This window comes from Sphingosinicella sp. (genome assembly GCF_041916975.1).
GTDB lineage: Bacteria > Pseudomonadota > Alphaproteobacteria > Sphingomonadales > Sphingomonadaceae > Sphingosinicella.
In genome coordinates, this window is the sequence record NZ_JAYRYK010000001.1 from 2078617 (window position 1) to 2097349 (window position 18733).

At 67.8% G+C, this 18733-nt stretch carries 20 protein-coding genes and 1 tRNA gene; 13 read left to right on the forward strand and 8 right to left on the reverse strand.

The genetic code is table 11. The features are described from left to right. The first annotated feature begins 4 nt into the window (after positions 1 to 4). Positions 5 to 991 carry a M23 family metallopeptidase gene (locus tag ACE3TJ_RS09855; RefSeq protein ID WP_374595928.1) on the forward strand — a complete coding sequence of 329 codons (987 nt, stop codon included), beginning with the start codon at positions 5 to 7 and terminating at the stop codon, positions 989 to 991. A 4-nt stretch (positions 992 to 995) separates the two neighbouring features. On the opposite strand, the gene ACE3TJ_RS09860 is transcribed toward ACE3TJ_RS09855, so the two are convergent. Then, positions 996 to 1280: a 4a-hydroxytetrahydrobiopterin dehydratase gene (locus ACE3TJ_RS09860; RefSeq protein ID WP_374595929.1), complete on the reverse strand. Its 285-nt coding sequence runs from the start codon at positions 1278 to 1280 to the stop codon at positions 996 to 998. 50 nt (positions 1281 to 1330) lie between these two features. Here ACE3TJ_RS09860 and ACE3TJ_RS09865 point away from each other — a divergent pair, with 50 nt between their 5' ends. Then, positions 1331 to 1729 (forward strand): metallopeptidase family protein, encoded by a 399-nt coding sequence (locus ACE3TJ_RS09865; protein ID WP_374595930.1) that lies wholly within the window; start codon positions 1331 to 1333, stop codon positions 1727 to 1729. On the opposite strand, the gene ACE3TJ_RS09870 is transcribed toward ACE3TJ_RS09865, so the two are convergent. Next, complete coding sequence (locus ACE3TJ_RS09870; RefSeq protein ID WP_374599384.1) at positions 1718 to 2428, reverse strand: NAD-dependent deacylase; 711 nt, start codon at positions 2426 to 2428, stop codon at positions 1718 to 1720. The genes ACE3TJ_RS09865 and ACE3TJ_RS09870 overlap by 12 nt on opposite strands. A 70-nt stretch (positions 2429 to 2498) precedes the next feature. Between ACE3TJ_RS09870 and dapB the strand changes: the two genes are divergently transcribed. Both dapB and ACE3TJ_RS09880 read left to right on the forward strand, forming a co-directional pair. Beyond that, entirely contained in the window at positions 2499 to 3302 is an 804-nt protein-coding gene (gene dapB, locus ACE3TJ_RS09875; RefSeq protein ID WP_374595931.1) for a 4-hydroxy-tetrahydrodipicolinate reductase, read from the forward strand. 15 nt (positions 3303 to 3317) lie between these two features. Beyond that, on the forward strand, positions 3318 to 3611 hold the full coding sequence (locus ACE3TJ_RS09880) for a putative quinol monooxygenase (protein WP_374595932.1): 294 nt from the start codon (positions 3318 to 3320) through the stop codon (positions 3609 to 3611). Here the strand turns inward: ACE3TJ_RS09880 and ACE3TJ_RS09885 are convergent. Then, positions 3608 to 4051: a DUF2244 domain-containing protein gene (locus ACE3TJ_RS09885; RefSeq protein ID WP_374595933.1), complete on the reverse strand. Its 444-nt coding sequence runs from the start codon at positions 4049 to 4051 to the stop codon at positions 3608 to 3610. The genes ACE3TJ_RS09880 and ACE3TJ_RS09885 overlap by 4 nt on opposite strands. Before the next feature lie 48 nt (positions 4052 to 4099). On the opposite strand from ACE3TJ_RS09885, the gene nth reads away from it, so the two are divergent. The 3 genes from nth (at position 4100) to ACE3TJ_RS09900 (ending at position 5424) form a co-directional block, all read left to right on the forward strand. Next, positions 4100 to 4735, forward strand: a complete 636-nt coding sequence (nth, locus tag ACE3TJ_RS09890; protein ID WP_374595934.1) for an endonuclease III — start codon at positions 4100 to 4102, stop codon at positions 4733 to 4735. Positions 4736 to 4887: 152 nt separating this feature from the next. After that, positions 4888 to 5277 carry a hypothetical protein gene (locus ACE3TJ_RS09895; RefSeq protein ID WP_374595935.1) on the forward strand — a complete coding sequence of 130 codons (390 nt, stop codon included), beginning with the start codon at positions 4888 to 4890 and terminating at the stop codon, positions 5275 to 5277. A gap of 70 nt (positions 5278 to 5347) precedes the next feature. Further along, a tRNA-Arg gene (locus ACE3TJ_RS09900) sits at positions 5348 to 5424 on the forward strand. Between the two features lie 220 nt (positions 5425 to 5644). Here the strand turns inward: ACE3TJ_RS09900 and ACE3TJ_RS09905 are convergent. Next, the gene (locus tag ACE3TJ_RS09905) at positions 5645 to 6325 is read right to left on the reverse strand and encodes a GNAT family N-acetyltransferase (protein WP_374595936.1); all 681 of its coding nucleotides are present in this window, start codon (positions 6323 to 6325) and stop codon (positions 5645 to 5647) included. Continuing rightward, complete coding sequence (locus ACE3TJ_RS09910) at positions 6325 to 6822, reverse strand: MarR family winged helix-turn-helix transcriptional regulator (protein WP_374595937.1); 498 nt, start codon at positions 6820 to 6822, stop codon at positions 6325 to 6327. Before ACE3TJ_RS09910 ends, ACE3TJ_RS09905 begins: the two co-directional genes overlap by 1 nt. Before the next feature lie 160 nt (positions 6823 to 6982). Between ACE3TJ_RS09910 and ACE3TJ_RS09915 the strand changes: the two genes are divergently transcribed. The 6 genes from ACE3TJ_RS09915 (at position 6983) to ACE3TJ_RS09940 (ending at position 13262) form a co-directional block, all read left to right on the forward strand. Beyond that, on the forward strand, positions 6983 to 7900 hold the full coding sequence (locus ACE3TJ_RS09915) for an EamA family transporter (protein WP_374595938.1): 918 nt from the start codon (positions 6983 to 6985) through the stop codon (positions 7898 to 7900). An 81-nt stretch (positions 7901 to 7981) separates the two neighbouring features. Continuing rightward, the gene (locus tag ACE3TJ_RS09920; RefSeq protein ID WP_374595939.1) at positions 7982 to 9139 is read left to right on the forward strand and encodes an acyl-CoA dehydrogenase family protein; all 1158 of its coding nucleotides are present in this window, start codon (positions 7982 to 7984) and stop codon (positions 9137 to 9139) included. 118 nt (positions 9140 to 9257) lie between these two features. Next, positions 9258 to 10637 (forward strand): L-serine ammonia-lyase, encoded by a 1380-nt coding sequence (locus tag ACE3TJ_RS09925; RefSeq protein WP_374599386.1) that lies wholly within the window; start codon positions 9258 to 9260, stop codon positions 10635 to 10637. A 7-nt stretch (positions 10638 to 10644) separates the two neighbouring features. Continuing rightward, on the forward strand, positions 10645 to 11220 hold the full coding sequence (locus ACE3TJ_RS09930; RefSeq protein WP_374595940.1) for an NAD(P)H-dependent oxidoreductase: 576 nt from the start codon (positions 10645 to 10647) through the stop codon (positions 11218 to 11220). Between the two features lie 4 nt (positions 11221 to 11224). Further along, the gene (locus ACE3TJ_RS09935; RefSeq protein WP_374595941.1) at positions 11225 to 12394 is read left to right on the forward strand and encodes a serine hydrolase domain-containing protein; all 1170 of its coding nucleotides are present in this window, start codon (positions 11225 to 11227) and stop codon (positions 12392 to 12394) included. A gap of 82 nt (positions 12395 to 12476) precedes the next feature. Further along, positions 12477 to 13262, forward strand: a complete 786-nt coding sequence (locus tag ACE3TJ_RS09940; RefSeq protein ID WP_374595942.1) for a GNAT family N-acetyltransferase — start codon at positions 12477 to 12479, stop codon at positions 13260 to 13262. A 19-nt stretch (positions 13263 to 13281) separates the two neighbouring features. On the opposite strand, the gene ACE3TJ_RS09945 is transcribed toward ACE3TJ_RS09940, so the two are convergent. From ACE3TJ_RS09945 to ACE3TJ_RS09955, 3 genes are read right to left on the reverse strand one after another with little or no spacing between them, the layout of a single operon-like run. Next, entirely contained in the window at positions 13282 to 16476 is a 3195-nt protein-coding gene (locus ACE3TJ_RS09945; protein WP_374595943.1) for an error-prone DNA polymerase, read from the reverse strand. Then, entirely contained in the window at positions 16473 to 17981 is a 1509-nt protein-coding gene (locus tag ACE3TJ_RS09950) for a DNA polymerase Y family protein (protein WP_374595944.1), read from the reverse strand. Before ACE3TJ_RS09950 ends, ACE3TJ_RS09945 begins: the two co-directional genes overlap by 4 nt. Continuing rightward, entirely contained in the window at positions 17881 to 18642 is a 762-nt protein-coding gene (locus tag ACE3TJ_RS09955) for an ImuA family protein (protein WP_374595945.1), read from the reverse strand. The genes ACE3TJ_RS09950 and ACE3TJ_RS09955 overlap by 101 nt, the downstream gene beginning before the upstream one ends. Positions 18643 to 18733 lie beyond the last annotated feature (91 nt).

The following is an 18733-nucleotide window of genomic DNA, read 5'->3' on the forward strand; positions in this document are numbered from 1 at the left end:
ATTGGTGCACATTTTCACGATCGCAGCCGTGGTGGCCGCTGCCGCAGCGGTGCCGGCCGCCGATTCGGTTATCGAACGCGGGCGCGCCGTTTCCGACTGGTCTTCGCCCGAAAGCCTCGGCGCGCTGGCAGCGGCGGCCGCGCCCGACCTTAAAGCGAAGATCGATGCGGCAGGCGGGCCTGCGGGGTTTTCCGCCGCGATCAGCGCGCAGATGGGCAAGCAGACGGCGGTGTTCGACGAGGTAGAAATGGCCATCAACGGCCTGACCTTCTACCAGCGCCTCGCCGCGCACGAGCGCGCGCCCGCGGCGATGACCACGGTGGTATGGGACGACAAGGGTGCCGTGGTCGCGGCGACCGTACAGCCTTCGTCTCCGCCGCCGGCCGCGCTTCCCGCCGGTGCGGGCGTCTCCGTCCGCCCGCCTTTCGGAACGCCGCGCGAGGAGACGTGGTTCACCTATTGGGGCGGGCGCAACCTTGCGCGCAATTACCACATGGTCGCCCCCGCGCAGACCTATGCATTCGATCTTGTAGTGGTGAAGGACGGCAAGAGCTTTTCCGGACCCGCGAACGAACACGCATCTTATTATTGCTGGGGCGAGCCGGTGCTTGCCGTGGCGGACGGTGTTGTCAGCGATGTCGTCGATGGACTGCCCGACATGTCGATCGGCGATATGAGCGCGACGGCGGCGGCAGGGAACCACGTGATCGTCAGCGTCGGGCCGGAACAACATGCGCTTGTCGCGCATCTGCAGCGCGGATCGACGAAGGTGAAAAAGGGGGACACGGTAAAGGCCGGGCAGACACTCGGCCTGTGCGGCAACAGCGGCCGCACGTCCGAACCGCATATCCACTTTCATCTGCAGACGGGCGCGACCTTCGCCGAAGCGGGGAACGGACTTCCAGCGAACTTCAAGGGATTGCTCGTGAACGGGCGGCCTGCGCGTAACGGCGAGCCCCTGCGCGGGCAGGCCATCGCGGCGGCAAAATAAGGGCTCAGAGCGCGTCGATCGCCTTCGCCATCTCGATGTCGCGCATCGAAAGCCCGCCCGCATCGTGCGTGGTGAGCAGGATATCGACGCGGTTCCACACGTTCGACCATTCCGGGTGGTGATCCGCCTTTTCGGCGAGCAGCGCCACCCGGCTCATGAAACCGAACGCCTCCGAGAAATCCTTGAAGCGGAAGCTGCGGACAATGGCGTCGCGGCCTTCCGCAAGCGTCCACGCGGGGAGATCGGCGAGACACGCCGCGCGTTCGGTATCCGAAAGTTTCTTCACCATCACGGTACTCCGGCTGGCGCGGTGGGGTGCTTCCTCCTATGTCGTGGAGCATGACCGTACGTCAAACCTTCGCGCCTTCGCTGGATGACATCGAAACGCTGGCGCGCGCCGCCATCGCACGGCTTCCCGAGCTGTTTCAGGCGCACCTCGGCGCGGTCGTGCTGCGCATCGAGGACTTCCCCGACGAGGACGTGTGCCGCGACATGGAGCTTGAAAGCGAGTTCGATATCCTCGGGCTATATCAGGGCCATGCGGTGGGGCGCTCGGTCGATGTGTCGGGCGCGCTGCCCGATACGGTCTATCTCTACCGCCGTCCGATGCTCGACCTGTGGGCCGAGGGCGAGGAGAGCCTGGAGCATATCGTGACGCACGTGCTGGTGCACGAGGTGGGGCACCACTTCGGGCTTTCCGACGACGACATGCACCGGATCGAAGACTCAGCCTTGTAAGAGTTCGTCGACCCATAGGGGCACGAGTTCACCCGCGCGGCCGTGGCGGGCTTCATCGAAGAAATGCGTGCCTTCGGACGGATCGAGATTGATTTCGAGCGTATGCGCGCCGTAGTGCCGCGCGCCCTGCACGAAGCCTGCCGCAGGATACACCGCGCCCGAGGTGCCGATCGAGACGAAGAGGTCGCAGACGGCGAGCGCGGCCTCGATCCGGTCCATGTGATAGGGCATTTCACCGAACCAGACGATATCGGGGCGCAGCCGGCCGTGCGCGCCGCAGCGGGCGCAGGCCGGGCCGTCCGACAGGGTTTCGGGCGCGGGCTGACGCTCTCCGCAGGCGAGGCAGAGCGCGCTTTTGAGCTCGCCGTGCATGTGCACCATGCGCGCGGCGCCGGCGCGCTCGTGCAGGTCGTCGACATTCTGCGTGACGATGAGAAGATCGCCCTGCCACTGCGCATCGAGCCGGGCCAAGGCAGCGTGCGCGGGATTGGGGGCGACGCGGGCGAGCGCGGCGCGGCGGGCATCGTAGAACGCCTGCACCAGCGCCGGATCGCGGCGGAACGCCTGCGGCGTCGCCACGTCCTCGACGCGGTGGCCTTCCCAGAGGCCATCCGGCCCGCGGAAGGTCGGCACGCCGCTTTCCGCTGAAATGCCCGCGCCCGTGAGCACGACGATGCTTTGAAACCCCGCTGCCCGCATGATCTTGCGCACCGCTCCCCGATTGGCCAGAGATACGCCTTCGCATCAGCGTTCAAGGGGTTCAAGGTTTATGGCGAAGCGCGGCGGCACGGCACGGATCGGCGTCCTCGGTGCGGGCGGACGCATGGGGCAGAGCATCATCGAACGCGTGCTCGCCACGAAAGACGCCGTGCTGGCGGGCGCCGCCGAGAAGCCGGGACACCCCGCGATGGGTCGCAGCATCGCGCCGAGCCTCGTCATCTGCGCGAACACGCTGGCGCTCGCGCACAGCGCGGACGTGCTCGTGGATTTCACGATTCCGGACGCGCTCGAGGAAAACCTCACCGCGGCGTGCGACGCATCCTGCGCGATCGTGATCGGGACGACGGGTCTGACGCCGAAGCACCACAGACTGATCGACGAAGCGGCGAAGACGATTGCCGTGCTGCAGACGGCGAACACCAGCCTTGGCGTCACCATGCTCGCCGCGCTGGTGAAGGAGGCGGCAAGCCGCCTTGGCGACGATTGGGACATCGAGATCGCGGAGATGCACCACCGGCACAAGGTGGATGCGCCGTCCGGCACAGCGCTGATGCTGGGCGAGGCCGCCGCCGCCGGGCGCGGCGTCAAGCTGGCCAACGTCGCCGCGAAGGGCCGCGCGGGTGCGGATAGCGCTCGTAAAGTCGGCGAGATCGGCTTCGCGGCGCTGCGCGGCGGATCAGTGGCGGGCGACCACATGGTGATCCTGGCGGCGGACGGCGAGCGCATCGAACTCGGCCACCGCGCCGAATCGCGCGAAATTTTCGCACGCGGGGCCGTGCGCGCGGCGCTGTGGCTCGCGGGAAAGCCGGCGGGACGCTACACGATGAACGAAGTGCTTGGGCTCAGCGCCTGACGAGGGAGGATCACGATGACCGTATTACGCCATTATCTGATGCGTGCCGCAGAGGGCCGCGGCGATGCGCTCGGCCGCGCGCTCGAAACACTTGCGGGCAAGGTGCGGCCGCTCGCGGGCTGCGAGAAAGTGGAAATGTTCGCCGACGCGGGCGATGCCGACGCCTTCATCTTCATCGAATACTGGTCGTCGGTCGATGCCCACAAGGCGGCGGGCGCGGCGCTCGGCAAGGAGGCTTTCGCGGGCGTGATGGCGCTGCTGGCGGGGCCGCCGGAGGGGCGCTACCTCAATCCCGTGGCGCTTGGTTAGGGAAGCGCGCGTTTCAGAACGCTATAAACCTCCTGCCGCTCGCGCGGGGTGAGGAAGCGGCCGACGAGCAGCCGCCTGCCGCGCTCGCCTAGCCAGAGGCGATTCTCCGGCGGGCTCAGCGCTTCAAGCTCGACGCGCGTGAACAGCGGTTCCAGCCGAAACTCGCGCGCGCTGCCGTCCGCTGCGACGCGGCTGTAGAGTAGCCCGGAGGCGTCGAGCCGCACGCGCTCATAGGCGCGGGACGCACGCGCCGCCGCGCGAAACGCCCAGACGAGGAGCGCGAGATCAACGACCACGAACGGCAGGATCGGCCAGGCACCAAGCGCGATGAACCGCGCCGAGGCAAGCAGCATGACGAGCGCGGTGCCGCCGACGATCCACAGCGCCGGGCGCGCGCCGAGCGGGGGCGGGGGCATCAGCTTGAGATCCAGCGTCGTCATGGGCCTCTACGCTACCAATACGGAGGCGGGTGCGGTAGGCGGGGAGACATGAAGCCGCAGACGATCACGCGATTTTTCGACCATCTCGCCGAAGCCGATCCCACCCCGGAAACCGAGCTCGATTACGTGAACGACTACACGCTGCTCGTCGCCGTCGTGCTTTCCGCGCAGGCGACCGACGCGGGGGTCAACAAGGCGACGAAGGCGCTGTTTCAGACGGTGCAGGACCCGGCCGCGATGCTGGCGCTCGGCGAGGCGGGACTGAAGCAGCACATCAAGACGATCGGGCTTTACAACGCCAAGGCCGCGAACGTGATCGCGCTTTCGCAGATCCTGCTCGAAAAACATGGCGGCGAAGTGCCCCGCGACCGCGCGAGCCTGGAAGCGCTCCCCGGCGTCGGCCGGAAGACCGCGAATGTCGTGCTCAACGTGGCGTTCGGCGAGGAAACCTTCGCGGTCGACACGCATGTGTTCCGCGTTTCCAACCGAACGGGCCTCGCGCCCGGCAAGACGCCGCTCGCGGTCGAACTGAAGCTGGAGAAGGCGATTCCGAAGCCCTATCGCCGCCACGCGCACCACTGGCTGATCCTGCTCGGCCGCCACACGTGCAAGGCGCGGAAGCCCGAATGCTGGCATTGCGTCGTGGTCGGCGAATGCGAATATGACGCCAAGACGATAGCATGAGCATGATAGGGCATGAGCGATTCACTTCGCGTTCAGATGGAGACGTTATGAACGGTACGCATAGTGACATTGTAGCGTTTGCGTACCGCCGGACCGCGAACCCGCCTGATGGGGGGCGGTCCGGCAAGTCGCCCTGCGCGGAGAAGCTCCCGATGGCACGGCACATCCCCTTCCTCACGGCTGGATTCGTAGCGCTGGCGCTGGCCGCCTGTTCCACGCCCGAAGCGCCAGTGGAACCCGCGCCCGCACCGCAGGCGGAAAGCGGCGAACGCTGCGTCGGCCTTGCCGCGATCCGGAGCACCAAGGTCGTCGACGATTCGACGATCGACTTCACCATGCGCGACGGCCGCATCCTCAGAAACACGCTGCCGCACGCCTGCCCCTCGCTCGGCTTCGAGGAGGCGTTCACCTATTCGACCTCGCTGTCGCAGCTCTGCTCCACCGATATCATCACCGTGGTGCTGCAGGGCGGCGGGCCCCGGCTGGGCGCGAGCTGCGGGCTCGGCCCCTTCGTGCCCCACACGCCGATCAAGAGCGAATAGCGCCCAAGCGCTTTTCCCGCTGGCCTGCACGCGCGCGCTTTGTTAAGCGTGCCCGCCGAAACGGCGACCGGCACCCGTAGCTCAGCTGGATAGAGCGCTGCCCTCCGAAGGCAGAGGTCACAGGTTCGAATCCTGTCGGGTGCGCCAGTTTTTTGTTGTCCCTCAAACGCCGGGCGGCCGCATCCGCGGCCTTGGCTTCCTCGCATAAGCTCGGGCGGCCGGTCGGCCTTGCGAACCTTGGCAGGTTCGGGGTGTTGTCCCCTCAAACGCCGGGCGGCCGCATCCGTGGCTTTGGCTTTCCTCGCATAGGCTCAGGCGGCCGGTCGACCTTGTGAGCCCTTGCGGGTTCGGAATTGCGCTGGGTCTTTCAGTCCGGGCGGCGGAGGAAGGCGACGTTCATGGGGCGGCGCAGGGTGAAGCCGATCGATGCGTAGAGCGTGATTGCGGGTGTGTTCGATGCGAACGCGTGGAGGAAGGGCTGCGCGCCGCTTTCGAAGATCGCCTGCATGGCATGGAGCGAGAGCCGCTTGCCGAGGCCCTTGCCGCGATGATCGGGGTGCGTGCAGACGCCGCTGAGCTCCGTATAGCCGGGCTGGCGCATTCGCTCACCCGCCATGGCGATGAGCGCGCCTTTGTCGCGCACGCCCCAGAACCGGCCGAGCGCCAGGGCTTCGAGCGAGAAGGGGCCGGGTTTCGTTAGTTCCGCGAGGACAAGCATCGCTTCCGCATCGGCCCGGCCGAGCGGTACGATCTCCGCATCGGGGGACGGACGCGGGGGCTGCGCTGCAAGCATCTGCACGGCATCTGCGGCTGATACGATTTCGAAGTCCTGCGGCGGCACGATCGGGTCGGCCATCAGGAGGACCAGGCTTTCCCCCGGCGCGGCAAGCGCTCCAAGCGCGGCGAGCGCGGCCGGACTGTTGTCGATGGTTGCAGCCATCGGGCCGATCGACGTGCGGTAGCGGCGCGCGAGGGCGCCACCCTCCGCAACATCGGCGTGCAGCGTATCGAGCGCCTGCCAGATCGGCCGGTCGAGAACGTGCATCATCACAGCGGCGCTTCCTCCCGCAGCGCGGCGACGCGTTCGGGCAGGGGCATGTCGCGAAGTGCCCCCTCCAGCGCATCGAGTTGATCGAGCAGCGGCCCTGCGAGGGGCCTGCACAGTTCGGCGACCGCGCGATCGATCCGTGGCCAGAGTTCGGCCCGCAGACGCGCCACGAGTGCCTTTCCGGCCGGGGTGAGCGCGACAAGGCGGACGCGTGCGTCACCTTCGGATTTCAGGACTTCGAGAGAGCCCGCCTCCACAAGAAGGCCCACCGCGCGCGTGGCCCCGGGCTGTGTAATGCCGAGCGCAAGCGCGAGATCGCCGATGGTCACCGGGCCGAGCCGCTCGACGGCCACAAGCACGGGGCACTGGCTCGCCTGAACCGAAAGGCCGCCATCATCGAGGATGCGCTGTGTTTCCGATTGCAGCTGTTCCCCGATCCGCCGCAGCCTGGTGCCGAGGGACAGGTGACCGAGCGCGCGCACAACATCATCGACCATGATTCATTCAATCCATAAGCAGATATATAACTGCTTATACAAATACCGACAGCACCATGCAAGGAAGGAAGTGCAAAGGCGCAGCCATGCCGTGCGGGCAGGTCTGGTCTGCAATTGCAAAGACCTGTCGCGCGCAGACGATAACCGTATAGAGACGCGAATGGCCGAATCGTCCTCTCCCCCGGCGCAGGCCGGCCTGCCGCCGCTGCACCTGCTGCTGGCGCTGGCGGTCGTTGCCGTTTGGGGCACCAACTTCGTGGTCATCCGCGTTGCGCTCGACGATCTGCCGCCGCTGCTGTTCGCGGCACTGCGCTTTACCTTCGCCTTTCTGCCGGCTGCGTTCTTCATCCGTCGGCCCGCGGTGCGCTGGCAGGCGCTCGCGGCCTATGGCGTACTGATCGGGTTCGGGCAGTTCGGGCTGCTTTACATCGCGATGCGGAGCGACATTTCGCCGGGGCTCGCCTCGCTCGTCGTGCAGTCGCAGGTGTTCTTCACGATCGGGCTTGCCATGTATTTCGGGCGAGAACGGCTGCAATCATTCCAGATCGCGGCGTTGCTGCTCGCGACCGCCGGGATCGTCGTGATCCTTGCGCATACGGACGGCAGCACGACGCCGCTCGGCCTCGGCCTCGTGCTGATTGCCGCGATGAGCTGGGGGATCGGCAACCACGTCGCGCGGACGAGCGGGACGAGCGACATGCTGAGCTTCGTCGTCTGGTCGAGCCTGTTTTCGGTGCCGCCGCTCATCATCGGCTCGCTGCTGTTCGAAGGCCCGGCATCGATCGGCGCGGCGCTGGCGCGGGCAGACACCGCCACGTGGGCGGCGGTGCTGTGGCAATCGGTGGGCAACACGCTGTTCGGATATGCCGCGTGGGGCTGGCTGCTGGCGCGGCACCCGGCGGCGACGATCACGCCGAGCGCGCTGCTCGTGCCCGTTTTCGGCATGGCGTCGTCCGCGATCCTGCTGGGCGAAGGCCTGCCGGACTGGAAACTGCTGGCCGCGGCGCTGGTGATGGGGGGCCTCGCGATCAACGTGCTGTGGCCGCTGGCGGCGTCGCACATCCTGCGCCGACGCTAGCCGACACGATCAGGCATTTCATCGCGCGCCGCATTCGCTTAGCAGGCTAACCAGCCAAGCAACGAGAATGGGGATTTGCCGATGTCCGAAACCGCCGCCGCCATTGCCGCACGGGTCGAAGCGTTCGTTCGCGAGGTGATCGTGCCGTATGAGCATGACCCACGCCTCGGCGCGCACGGCCCTTCGGAGGATCTGGTGCGCGAGCTTCGGGAGAAGGCGCGCGCGGCGGGCGTGATGACGCCGCACATCTTCGCGGACGGATCGCATCTCAATCAGCGCGATACGGCGACGGTTCTGAAAAAATCCGGCCTGTCGCCGCTGGGGCCGGTCGCCGTGAACACGATGGCGCCCGACGAGGGCAATATGTACCTGCTCGGCAAGGTCGGCAGCCCCGAGCAGAAGGCGTGCTTCCTCAGCCCACTCGTTTCGGGCGAGGCGCGCTCGGCGTTCTTCATGACCGAACCCGCGGACGAGGGCGGCGCGGGCTCCGACCCTTCGATGATGCAGACGACGTGCCGGCAGGACGGCAACCACTGGGTGATAAACGGCCGCAAGGCGTTCATCACCGGCGCGGACGGCGCGAAAGTCGGCATCGTGATGGCGAAATCGGAAGATGGCGCGTGCATGTTCCTCGTCGACCTGCCCGACCCAGCGATCCGCATCGAGCGCGTGCTCGACACGATCGATTCCTCGATGCCCGGCGGCCATGCGATCATCACCATCGATAATCTGCGCGTGCCCGCCGACCAGATGCTCGGCGCGAGCGGCGAGGGCTTCAAATATGCGCAGGTGCGCCTTTCCCCCGCGCGGCTTTCGCACTGCATGCGCTGGTGGGGCGCGGCGGCGCGCGCGCACGAGATCGCGAGCGCCTATGCCTGCAAGCGGCAGGCGTTCGGCAAGCTGCTCGTCGACCACGAGGGCGTCGGCTTCATGCTCGCCGAGAACCTCATCGACCTGAAACAGGCCGAGCTGATGATCGACTGGTGCGCGGACGTGCTCGACACGGGCGCACTCGGCACGGTGGAAAGCTCGATGGCGAAGGTCGCCGTTTCCGAGGCGCTGATGCGCGTCGCCGACCGCTGCGTGCAGGTGATGGGCGGCAAGGGCGTTTCGGGGGACACGATCGTGGAGCAGGTGTTCCGTGAAATCCGCGCCTTCCGTATCTACGACGGACCCACTGAAGTCCACAAATGGTCGCTCGCCAAGAAGATCAAACGCGACACGCTTGCCGCAGGATGAAAGTGCGGTCCTTGCCGCCGGTGGCGGACGGGCATGTTTGCGCCTAAAAGAGCCCGAAGTTGAACAAGGGACCGGGACGCGCATGACACTGGAACAGGCGGTGGCGAGCACGGCGACGATGAGCGCCGCGCGCAAGGCGATGGCCGAGCGGCCGATCAGCGTGACCGAGGTGTTCACGATCGGCATCGGGCCTTCGAGCTCGCACACCGTGGGGCCGATGCGCGCCGCGCTCGCCTTCGCCGAGGCCGCGGTGAAGCGGGGCAAGGTGCGTGCGGTCGCCTGCGACGTCTACGGTTCGCTCGCGCTTACCGGGCGCGGGCACGCTACCGACACGGCGATCATCCTTGGGCTGGCCGGGAACACGCCGGAGAGCCTCGACCCCGATGCGGCCCCGGCGATGCTCGCGCAGATCCGCGGCGAGGACAAATTGCCGCTCGCGGGTGGGCGCAAGGTGAAATTCCGCGAGGCCGAGCACCTGCGCTTCCGCATGGGCGAGTTCCTGCCCGGCCACCCGAATGCCGCGCGCTTCGAAGCGCATTACGAGGGCGGCGAGGTCTGGATGGCGATCTATTTCTCGATCGGCGGCGGCGCGATCCTGCGCGAGGGCGAGAGTGCGCCGCGCGTCAACATCCGCCTGCCACACCCGTTTGAATCCGCCGCCGACCTGCTGCGGCTCGGCGAAGCGACGGGGCTTTCGATCGGCGACATGCTGCTGGAAAACGAACTCGCGTGGCGCAGCCGCGAAGAGACGGAAAGCTTCCTCGACAGCGTGCGCGCGGCGATGCTCGGCTGCATCGAGCGGGGCTGCCAGTCCGTGGGTGAGCTTCCCGGCGGGCTCAAGGTGAAGCGGCGTGCGAACGACATCCAGCGCGCGCTGACAGCACGGGGGCCGCGCATCGACCCCTCGGCCGTGTTCGAATGGGTGAGCCTGTGGGCGCTTGCGGTGAACGAGGAGAATGCCGCCGGAAGCCGTGTCGTCACTGCGCCGACGAACGGCGCCGCGGGCGTGCTTCCCGCCGTGCTCAAATACTACGAGGTGTTCACGAGCGCGCCGACGCCCGCCGGGAGCCGGCTGCTGCTCGCCACCGCGTCGGCGATCGGCATTCTCTACAAGAAGCGCGCCTCGATCTCCGCGGCCGAGATGGGCTGCCAGGGCGAGGTGGGCGTTGCCTGCTCGATGGCGGCGGGCGGCCTCGTCGCGGCGCTCGGCGGCAGCAACCGCCAGATTGAGAACGCCGCCGAGATCGGCATGGAGCACAACCTCGGTCTCACCTGCGACCCCATCGGCGGACTGGTGCAGATCCCCTGTATCGAGCGCAACACGATGGGTGCGATCAAGGCGATCAACGCCGCGTATCTCGCGCTGCACGGCGACGGGCAGCATGTGGTGAGCCTCGACGCCGTCATTGAGACGATGCGGCAGACGGGCGAGGACATGCGCTCGCAATACAAGGAAACCAGTCTTGGCGGGCTCGCCGTCAACGTCGTCGAGTGTTGAGGCGCGCATGACGCGCATCCTCGTGATCGACGCGCACCCGGACCCCGATCCGGCGCGCTTCTGCCACGCGCTCGCCGATGCCTATGCGGAAAGCGCTGTGGGCGCGGGCCATGTCGTCGAGCGGTTGGTGCTTTCCGGCATCGACGTCCCCGTGCTGCGCAGCCGCGCGGACTGGGAGAAGGGCGAGGCCTCTGCCGCCATTCGCGACGCGCAGGCGATGATCGTGCGCGCCGAGCATCTGGTGATCCTGTTTCCGCTGTGGCTCGGCGACGTGCCGGCGCTGCTGAAGGCGTTCCTCGAGCAGGTGTTCCGGCCCGGCTTCGCGTTCCCGACCGGGCCGCGTAGGCCCAATGCCGGGCTGCTGAAGGGCAAGTCCGCGCGCATCGTCGTCACCATGGGGATGCCCGCGCTGTTCTACCGCTGGGTATACCGCGCGCACAGCCTGAAGAGCCTGCGCAGCAATATCCTGCGCTTCGTCGGCATCGGGCCGATCCGCGAGACGCTGATCGGCAACGTGGCGAGCGCCGGGAACCGCACGGAGGCGCTGGCATCGATGCGGCGGCTCGGAGCCGACGCCGCCTGACGCGATGAGCGCGCCCTCTCCGATCGACTGGCGCGAGGCCGGGCTCGGCATCGGCGAGACCGTGCCCGAGGATCGGCGCGTGACCGGCGCGAACTGGCGGACGTGGCCGTTCAATCGCTGGGCGTTCCAGCACACGCGGATGCTGGTGCCCTCCGTGCCGCTCGCGGGCGCGGATGCACCCGCGCCGCTTGCCGAGCACCCTGCCGATCTTTCGGGGCTGCGCTTCGCCGATGAGAATGGTGAGGTGATCGACTGGGAAACCTATATCGCCTCCACCTACACGGATGCGATGATCGTGCTGCACCGGGGCGCGGTGATCTTCGAAACCTACCGCAACGGCATGACGGCGGCGACGCCGCACCATTTGTTCTCGGTCACCAAATCGATCGTGGGGCTGGTCGCGGAACGGCTGATCGCGGAGGGCGCGGTCGCGGCGGACCTTCCCACGGAGGCGGTGGTGCCGGAGCTTGGCAAAAGCGCCTTCGCGGGAACGACGCTACGCCAGCTTCTCGACATGACCGACGGCATCGCCTTCGACGAGGATTACGCCAACCTCAATTCCGACGTGCACCGCTATTCGGCGAGCTACTGGACGCCGGAGGTGGCGCCGGGCGGCACGCTGCCCGTGCTGGCGACGCTCAGCCGCCGGGAGGCCGCGCCCGGTGGCGTCTTCCGCTACCGAACGCCGATCGCCGATGCCGCCGCATGGGTGCTGCGCCGCGCAACGGGGCGTTCGCTCGCGAGCCTCGTTTCCGAACATGTGTGGCGCCCTGCGGGATGCGGCGACGCGGCACATTTCCTGCTCGATACGGGCGGCCACGAGATCGCCGGATCGGGCCTCAACGCCACGGCGCGCGATCTCGCGCGGCTGGCGCGCTTCCTGATGGTGGGCGGACCGGTGGAAAAGGCGTTGATAGCGGGCGGCAACCGCGCATTGTTCGCGGCAGGCGCGGCGAACATGCGGCCCGATCATAGCTATCGCGGCTTCTGGTGGGTGAACCACGCACCGCCGGCGGCGTTGATGGCGATGGGCGTCTACGGCCAGCGGCTGCATATCGAGCCCGAGAACGATCTCGCGATCATCCGGCTCGCTTCGACGCCGCTGCCTTCCAACATCGCCAGCGATCCCCTGCACATGCGCGCTTTTACTGCCCTCCGCGACCACCTTCTCTGACGCATTTCCGTCACCAGAGCGACGCGCGGCCGAAACACACGCGTGCGAAATCCGCCATGGTCACACATCCGGGGGATACGCCATGCGTCTCATTGAAAACACGGCCCGCGACACACGCCTCAGCATCCGGCTTGCAGACAGCGAGGCCGACGTGCGCGCCGCGCAGGCGCTGCGCTATCAGGTCTTCTTCCGCGATTTGGGCGCGGTGCCGAGCGGTGCTGCCACAGACCTCGACGTCGATCCCTACGACAGGTTCTGCGATCATCTGCTGGTGGAAGAGACGGGTGCGGACGGCGCGCGCGTCGTCGGCACCTACCGGCTGCTCCGCCAGAGCGTCGCGCATCGCCACGGCGGCTTCTACAGCGCTTCGGAATACGACCTCGCCCCGCTCGAAGCACACGCCGCGCGGCACGGGGGCGAGCTTCTGGAACTCGGCCGTTCGTGCGTGGCGCCCGAATATCGCGACACGGCGACGATCCAGCTCTTGTGGCGCGGCATCGGCGACTATCTGATGCAGCGGAGCATCGGCCACATGTTCGGCTGCGCGAGCTTTCCCGGCACCGATCCGGATGCGCACGCCACCGCGCTCGCCTATCTCCACCACAACCACCTTGCCCCGCAAGACCGGCGCGTGAGTGCGCACGCGCGGCACTTCACCGACATGGCGCGGCTGCCGATCGGCGGCTACGATCCCAAGGCGGCGTGGCGCGCGCTGCCGCCGCTCATCAAGGGCTACCTGCGCGTCGGCGCGATGGTGGGCAGCGGCGCCTTCATCGACCGACAGTTCAATACGGTCGACGTGTTCATGATGATGCCGGTGGACGCCATCGCGGCGCGATACGCGAAGCGCTTCGGCGCGGCGGCTTAGGGTCGATCGACCCTAGACCTTAGTGGAAATCCCGCGAGCCGGGGAGGATGCGCACGTTGCGCGGATGCCCCCGGCTGCGGCGCACCGGCATGGCGGCGGCTTCGGAGAGGCGGGCGAGTTCGTCGCTGCGATCGATGACCTTCGAGGCCATCAGGTGGACGACGCCCTCGCGGCTTTTCTGCACTTCGCCTTCGATCACCATCACCCGCGCGGACATGACGGCGCGGCGATAGGGCTCGAACAGGCGCGCCCATAGAAGCGCGTTGGTGATGCCGGTTTCGTCCTCCAGCGTGATGAAGATCGCGTTGCCCTTGCCGGGGCGCTGGCGGATCAGCACGACGCCCGCCGTGCGCACGCGCGCGCCGTTCCGCGCCGCCGCAGTTTCGGCGCAGGTGAGGACGCCCTCGGCGCGGAATACGCTGCGCAGGAACTGCATCGGGTGCGCTTTCAGCGACAGGCGCGTCACCTGATAATCGGTGGCGACATGCTCGGAGAGCGGCATCGCGGGGAGCGCGGCATCGGGCTCGTCGCCGAGTTCGCGCGCGCCGGCGGCGGCGAACAGCGGCAATTCATCCTGCGGCATCCGGCGCGCTTCCCACAGGGCGGCGCGGCGATCGATACCGATGGAGCGAAACGCATCGGCATCGGCGAGCAGTTTCAGGGCGCGCTGAGGCAATGCGGCACGGCGGGCGAGCGTTTCCACCGAGACGAAAGCGCCCTGCGCGCGCGCCGCAGTCATGGCGGTCGCCCAATCCTCGCGGAAGCCGTCGATCTGGCGGAGGCCGAGGCGGAGTGCGAGACTGCCGTCGGCGCGGGCTTCCAGGCTGCTGTCCCAATCGCTTGCGTTGATATCGGCGGCGCGCACTTGGACGCCGTGCTCGCGCGCGTCTCGCACGAGCTGGGCGGGAGCGTAGAACCCCATCGGCTGCGAATTGAGGAGTGCGCAGGTGAACACCGCCGGGTGATGGCATTTGATCCACGCCGAGACGTAGACGAGCTTCGCGAAGGACTGAGCGTGGCTTTCGGGAAAGCCGTAGCTGCCGAAGCCCTCGATCTGTTTGAAGCAGCGTTCGGCGAAATCCTGCGTGTAGCCGCGTGACGTCATGCCGCCGATCATCTTTTCGCGGAAATGATGGATGGTGCCGACGTTGCGGAATGTCGCCATCGCGCGGCGCAGACCGTTCGCCTCGTCAGACGTGAAATCGGCGGCGACGATGGCGAGCTTCATCGCCTGCTCCTGAAACAGCGGCACACCGAAGGTCTTTTCGAGGACGTCTTTCAGTTCATCGGGATCGTGCGGCGGCGCGGGCGAAGGCAGGTCGATCGCCTCCTCGCCGTTCCGCCGCCGCAGATAGGGATGCACCATGTCGCCCTCGATCGGACCGGGGCGGACGATCGCGACCTGGATGACGAGGTCGTAGAACTTGCGGGGCCTGAGACGCGGCAGCATGTTGATCTGCGCGCGGCTTTCCACCTGGAACACGCCGATGCTGTCGCCCTTGCAGAGCATGTCGTAGGTGGCGGAATCCTCCTTCGGAACCGTGGCGAGTTCGAAATCGCCGAGGCCGTGCGCGCGCATCAGATCGAAGCTCTTGCGGATGCAGGTGAGCATCCCGAGCGCGAGCACATCGACCTTCATGAGGCCGAGCGCATCGATATCGTCCTTGTCCCATTCGATGAAGGTACGGTTTTCCATCGCGGCGTTGTGGATCGGCACCATCTCGTCGAGGCGGCCTTCGGTGAGCACATAGCCGCCGACATGCTGCGAGAGATGGCGCGGGAATTCGAGAAGCTGGCCGACGAGATCGCGGAGGCGGACGATCTCCGGATTGTCGCCATCGAACCCGGCCTCTTCATAGCGCCGGTCCTCCATGCCGCCGTAGCTGCCCCAGACGGTGGAGGAGAGGCGCGCCGTTACATCCTCGCTGATGCCGAGCGCCTTGCCGACCTCGCGCAGTGTGCTGCGGGCGCGGTAGTGGATGACGGTGGCGGTGATGCCTGCGCGCTCGCGGCCGTAGCGTTCGTAGACGTACTGCATCACCTCCTCGCGGCGTTCGTGCTCGAAATCGACGTCGATGTCGGGCGGCTCGCCGCGTTCCTCCGAGAGGAAGCGCGAGAAGAGCAGGTTTTCCTTCACCGGATCGACTGCTGTGATGCCGAGCAGATAGCAGACGAGGGAATTCGCCGCAGAGCCGCGACCCTGGCAGAGGATCGGCGGCTCCTGCGAGCGCGCGAAGTTCACGATGTCGTGGACGGTGAGGAAGTAATAGGCGTAGTTGCGTTTGCGGATGAGACCGAATTCCTCGTCGAGGATTGCCTGCATCTTCGGCGGGATCCCGTCCGGATGCTTCGCGTGCGCCGCGGTCATCACCAGATGTTCGAGCCAGCCCTGCGGAGTCCAGCCTTCGGGGACGGGTTCGTGCGGGTACTGGTATTTCAGCTCGTCGAGCGAGAATTGCACGCGCTTCAGAAGCTGCACGCTTTCCGCCACCGCCTCCGGGCAATCGCGGAACAGGCGCGCCATTTCCGCGGGCGGTTTCAGGTGGCGCTCTGCATTGGCGGCGAGGCGGCCGCCTGCGGCATGGATCGTCGTTTTCTCGCGGATGCAGGTGAGGATGTCGTGCAGCGGCCGCGCGGCGGGGGTAGCGTAGAGCGCATCGTTGGTGGCGAGGAGCGGCACCTTGGCACGCGCCGCGAGCGTCATCAGCCGCGCGAGACGGCGGCGGTCGCTTCCTGCGCGCGGCATCGCGGCGCCGAGCCAGACATTGCCGGGCGAAGCGGTTTCGATATGGCGGAGTGCGAGCTCGTGCGTGTCGTCCGCCATCACGATGAAGAGTAGATCCTCGCGATGATCGAGGAGATCGCGCAGAGTGAGGATGCAATCGCCCTTCTCGGCGCGGCGGTTGCCGAGCGTCAGCAGGCGCGTGAGGCGCCCCCAGCCGTGGCGGGTTTCGGGATAGGCGACGATGTCGGGCGTTCCGTCCGCGAAGACGAGGCGGGCACCGACCGCAAGCTTGAACGGCAGCGATTCCGCGCCGGCATCTTTCAGCGACGCCCACGCGCGCACCACGCCGGCGACGCTATTGCGATCCGCGATGCCGATGCCGGCATGACCGAGCGACATCGCCGCCGCGACCATCTCCGCCGGGTGTGAGGCGCCGCGCAGGAAGGAGTAGTTGGTCGCTGCGACCATCTCGGCGAAGGCGACGCTCATGCGAACAGGCCGTGCAGATACCAGCGCGGGTTCACCTCCTCGCGGCCATAGAGGCCGTGGCGGAATATCCAGAGACGTCGACCGGTTTCGTCCTCGACACGGTAGTAATCGCGCGTGAGACCTGGACGCCGCCACCATTCGGCGGCGATGCGCTCCGGCCCTTCAGCACGCACGATGGTGAGGAAAGTGACACCAAGGCGAAAGCGCCGGGGCGGCCCATCGGGCACATCCGCGACGACATGCGAAAGCAGACGCGGCGGACGGAGGAGCGAAAGCGGGCGCAGCGGGGGTTCGTTCGGGGGCGGGGCGGGCCATGAACCGAAGGGGCTTCCGGGACGAAGCCGGGCGGCGCGCTCCGGGATGTGGCTTTCCCGCGGATGAAAGCGCAGCAGACGCTCCGGCCCGAGCCGGGCGGCAAGGCGATCGACGAGCGCATCGAGCGCGGGGCCGGGGGGCGGGGCGCGGTCGAGATCGGGCTGACCGGGGGCAAGCGGCTCCGTGACCGGCACGGCAAGGCACACGGCATCGAAACCGAAGCCGGGATCGAGCGGGTCTTCGAGGCGCGCGAGGCTGTGTGTGAACAGCGTCACGACCGGCGTGGGGTGGCGGACGGGGGTGCTGGTTTCGACGCCGACCGCCTGTTCCTTGCCGTCGGCACGGAAGAACACCGCTTCGAAGCGGCGGCCGCCTTCCCCGCGCGCCTCCAGCATCCGGCACGCCTCGGCGAGCAGATCGGCAAGCACGCCGAGCACATAATCGGTACGCGCGACCGGCTCCGGAAAGCGGCGCTCGACCTCGACCGGCGGCAGCACGCGGCGCGGCACGAAAGGGCTTTCCGCATCGCCGACCATGCGGCGCACCGCCGTCGCCGCCTGCGCCCCGAAACGCGCGGCGAGCCCAGCGAGCGGACGGCAGGCGATATCCCCCACGGTATGGAGCCCGGCGCGACGCAGCGCCGTCTCGCGCTCCTCCCCCAGGCGCAGCACCGCGACCGGAAGCGCCGCGACGGACGCCGCCCCGAACTGCGCGAGAGCCCGCGCCGCGTCGGGCGTGTCCGCGAAGGCGTTGCGCACGGTGAAACCGTGACGCCGGAGCCGCAGGCGCGCGGCGCGCACCAGGCCGTCCTCCCCGCCGAAGAGATGCGCGGCGCCCGCGATATCGAGGATGAGCGTGTCCGGCAGATCCAGCGCCACCATTGGTGTGTAGCGGATGCAGATGTCCGCGAGCCGTTCGAGCAAGCGCCGGTCGGCTTCCGGATCGTGGTCCGCAACCAAAAGCGCCGACACGCGCGCGCGGGCATCGGCGAGCGGCAGGCCGGGCAGGAGCCCGAGCGCTTCGGCATGGCGATCGGCAGCGGCGAGGCGCAGCGCGCCCTTCACCGGCTCTGCGATGACGAGCGGGCGTTCAGGCGACCCTGTGCGCCCGGCGCGCGCCAGCCGCTCCGCGGGGAGCCACGGGAACCACAGCGCCAGATAGCGGCGCTTCACGAAAGACACGTGCGTCACGATCCCACTCCACGCGCCAGAACATGCCGGCGGGGCCGGCACGGCGGCGCAGCAATTCCACATCGAACGCCGGGTGGCCCGGCGCATCCGCCGCCAACGCGCGGGACGGTGCCGCGCTCACACGCCAGCGGGTTTCCGCCGCGCTCGGCGCGGGCTCGGCATCGATCCGCAGCAGGAACAGCGGCACACCCGAGGCTTCGGCCGCGAGTGTCAGCTTGCGCGTGCCGGTGAGCCCGAACACGCGCGTGCGGCCCACGCTTTCCGCGATCACCGCGCCGAGTGCGCCGACACGCAGCGCATCCACCGCCGCCGCAATGAGTGCCGCCTCGTCCGGCGCGTGTGCGACGATGCACGCGGCCGGATCGATGCCGAGCTCCACGAACCCCGGCGCATACAGCGGCGCCCGCCGCGCGGCGGCATCCGTCCGCAGCCAGACGACGGGTGCGCCTTCCGCCGTGAGGAACGTCATCAGCGCCGCGAACCCCGCGGCCGATCCGCTGCCGTCTTCTCCGAACACCTCGTGCAGTCGCCCGCGCACCAGGCCCGCTCCATCGAGGCCGGCATGGCCAGTAACGATACCTACCCCGCGCCCGTACGCACGGCCCTCCATATCGGCCACGATGCCACGCAGATCGGCAAGAGAAGATGGCGAATCGGACATATTGTTCACTATTTGTTCCAGTATCGTTTCTCCGGCGGAAAAGAGTCAAGACCGAACCGGAAGCAGTCCAGCTTATCGTAAATCCCTTTTT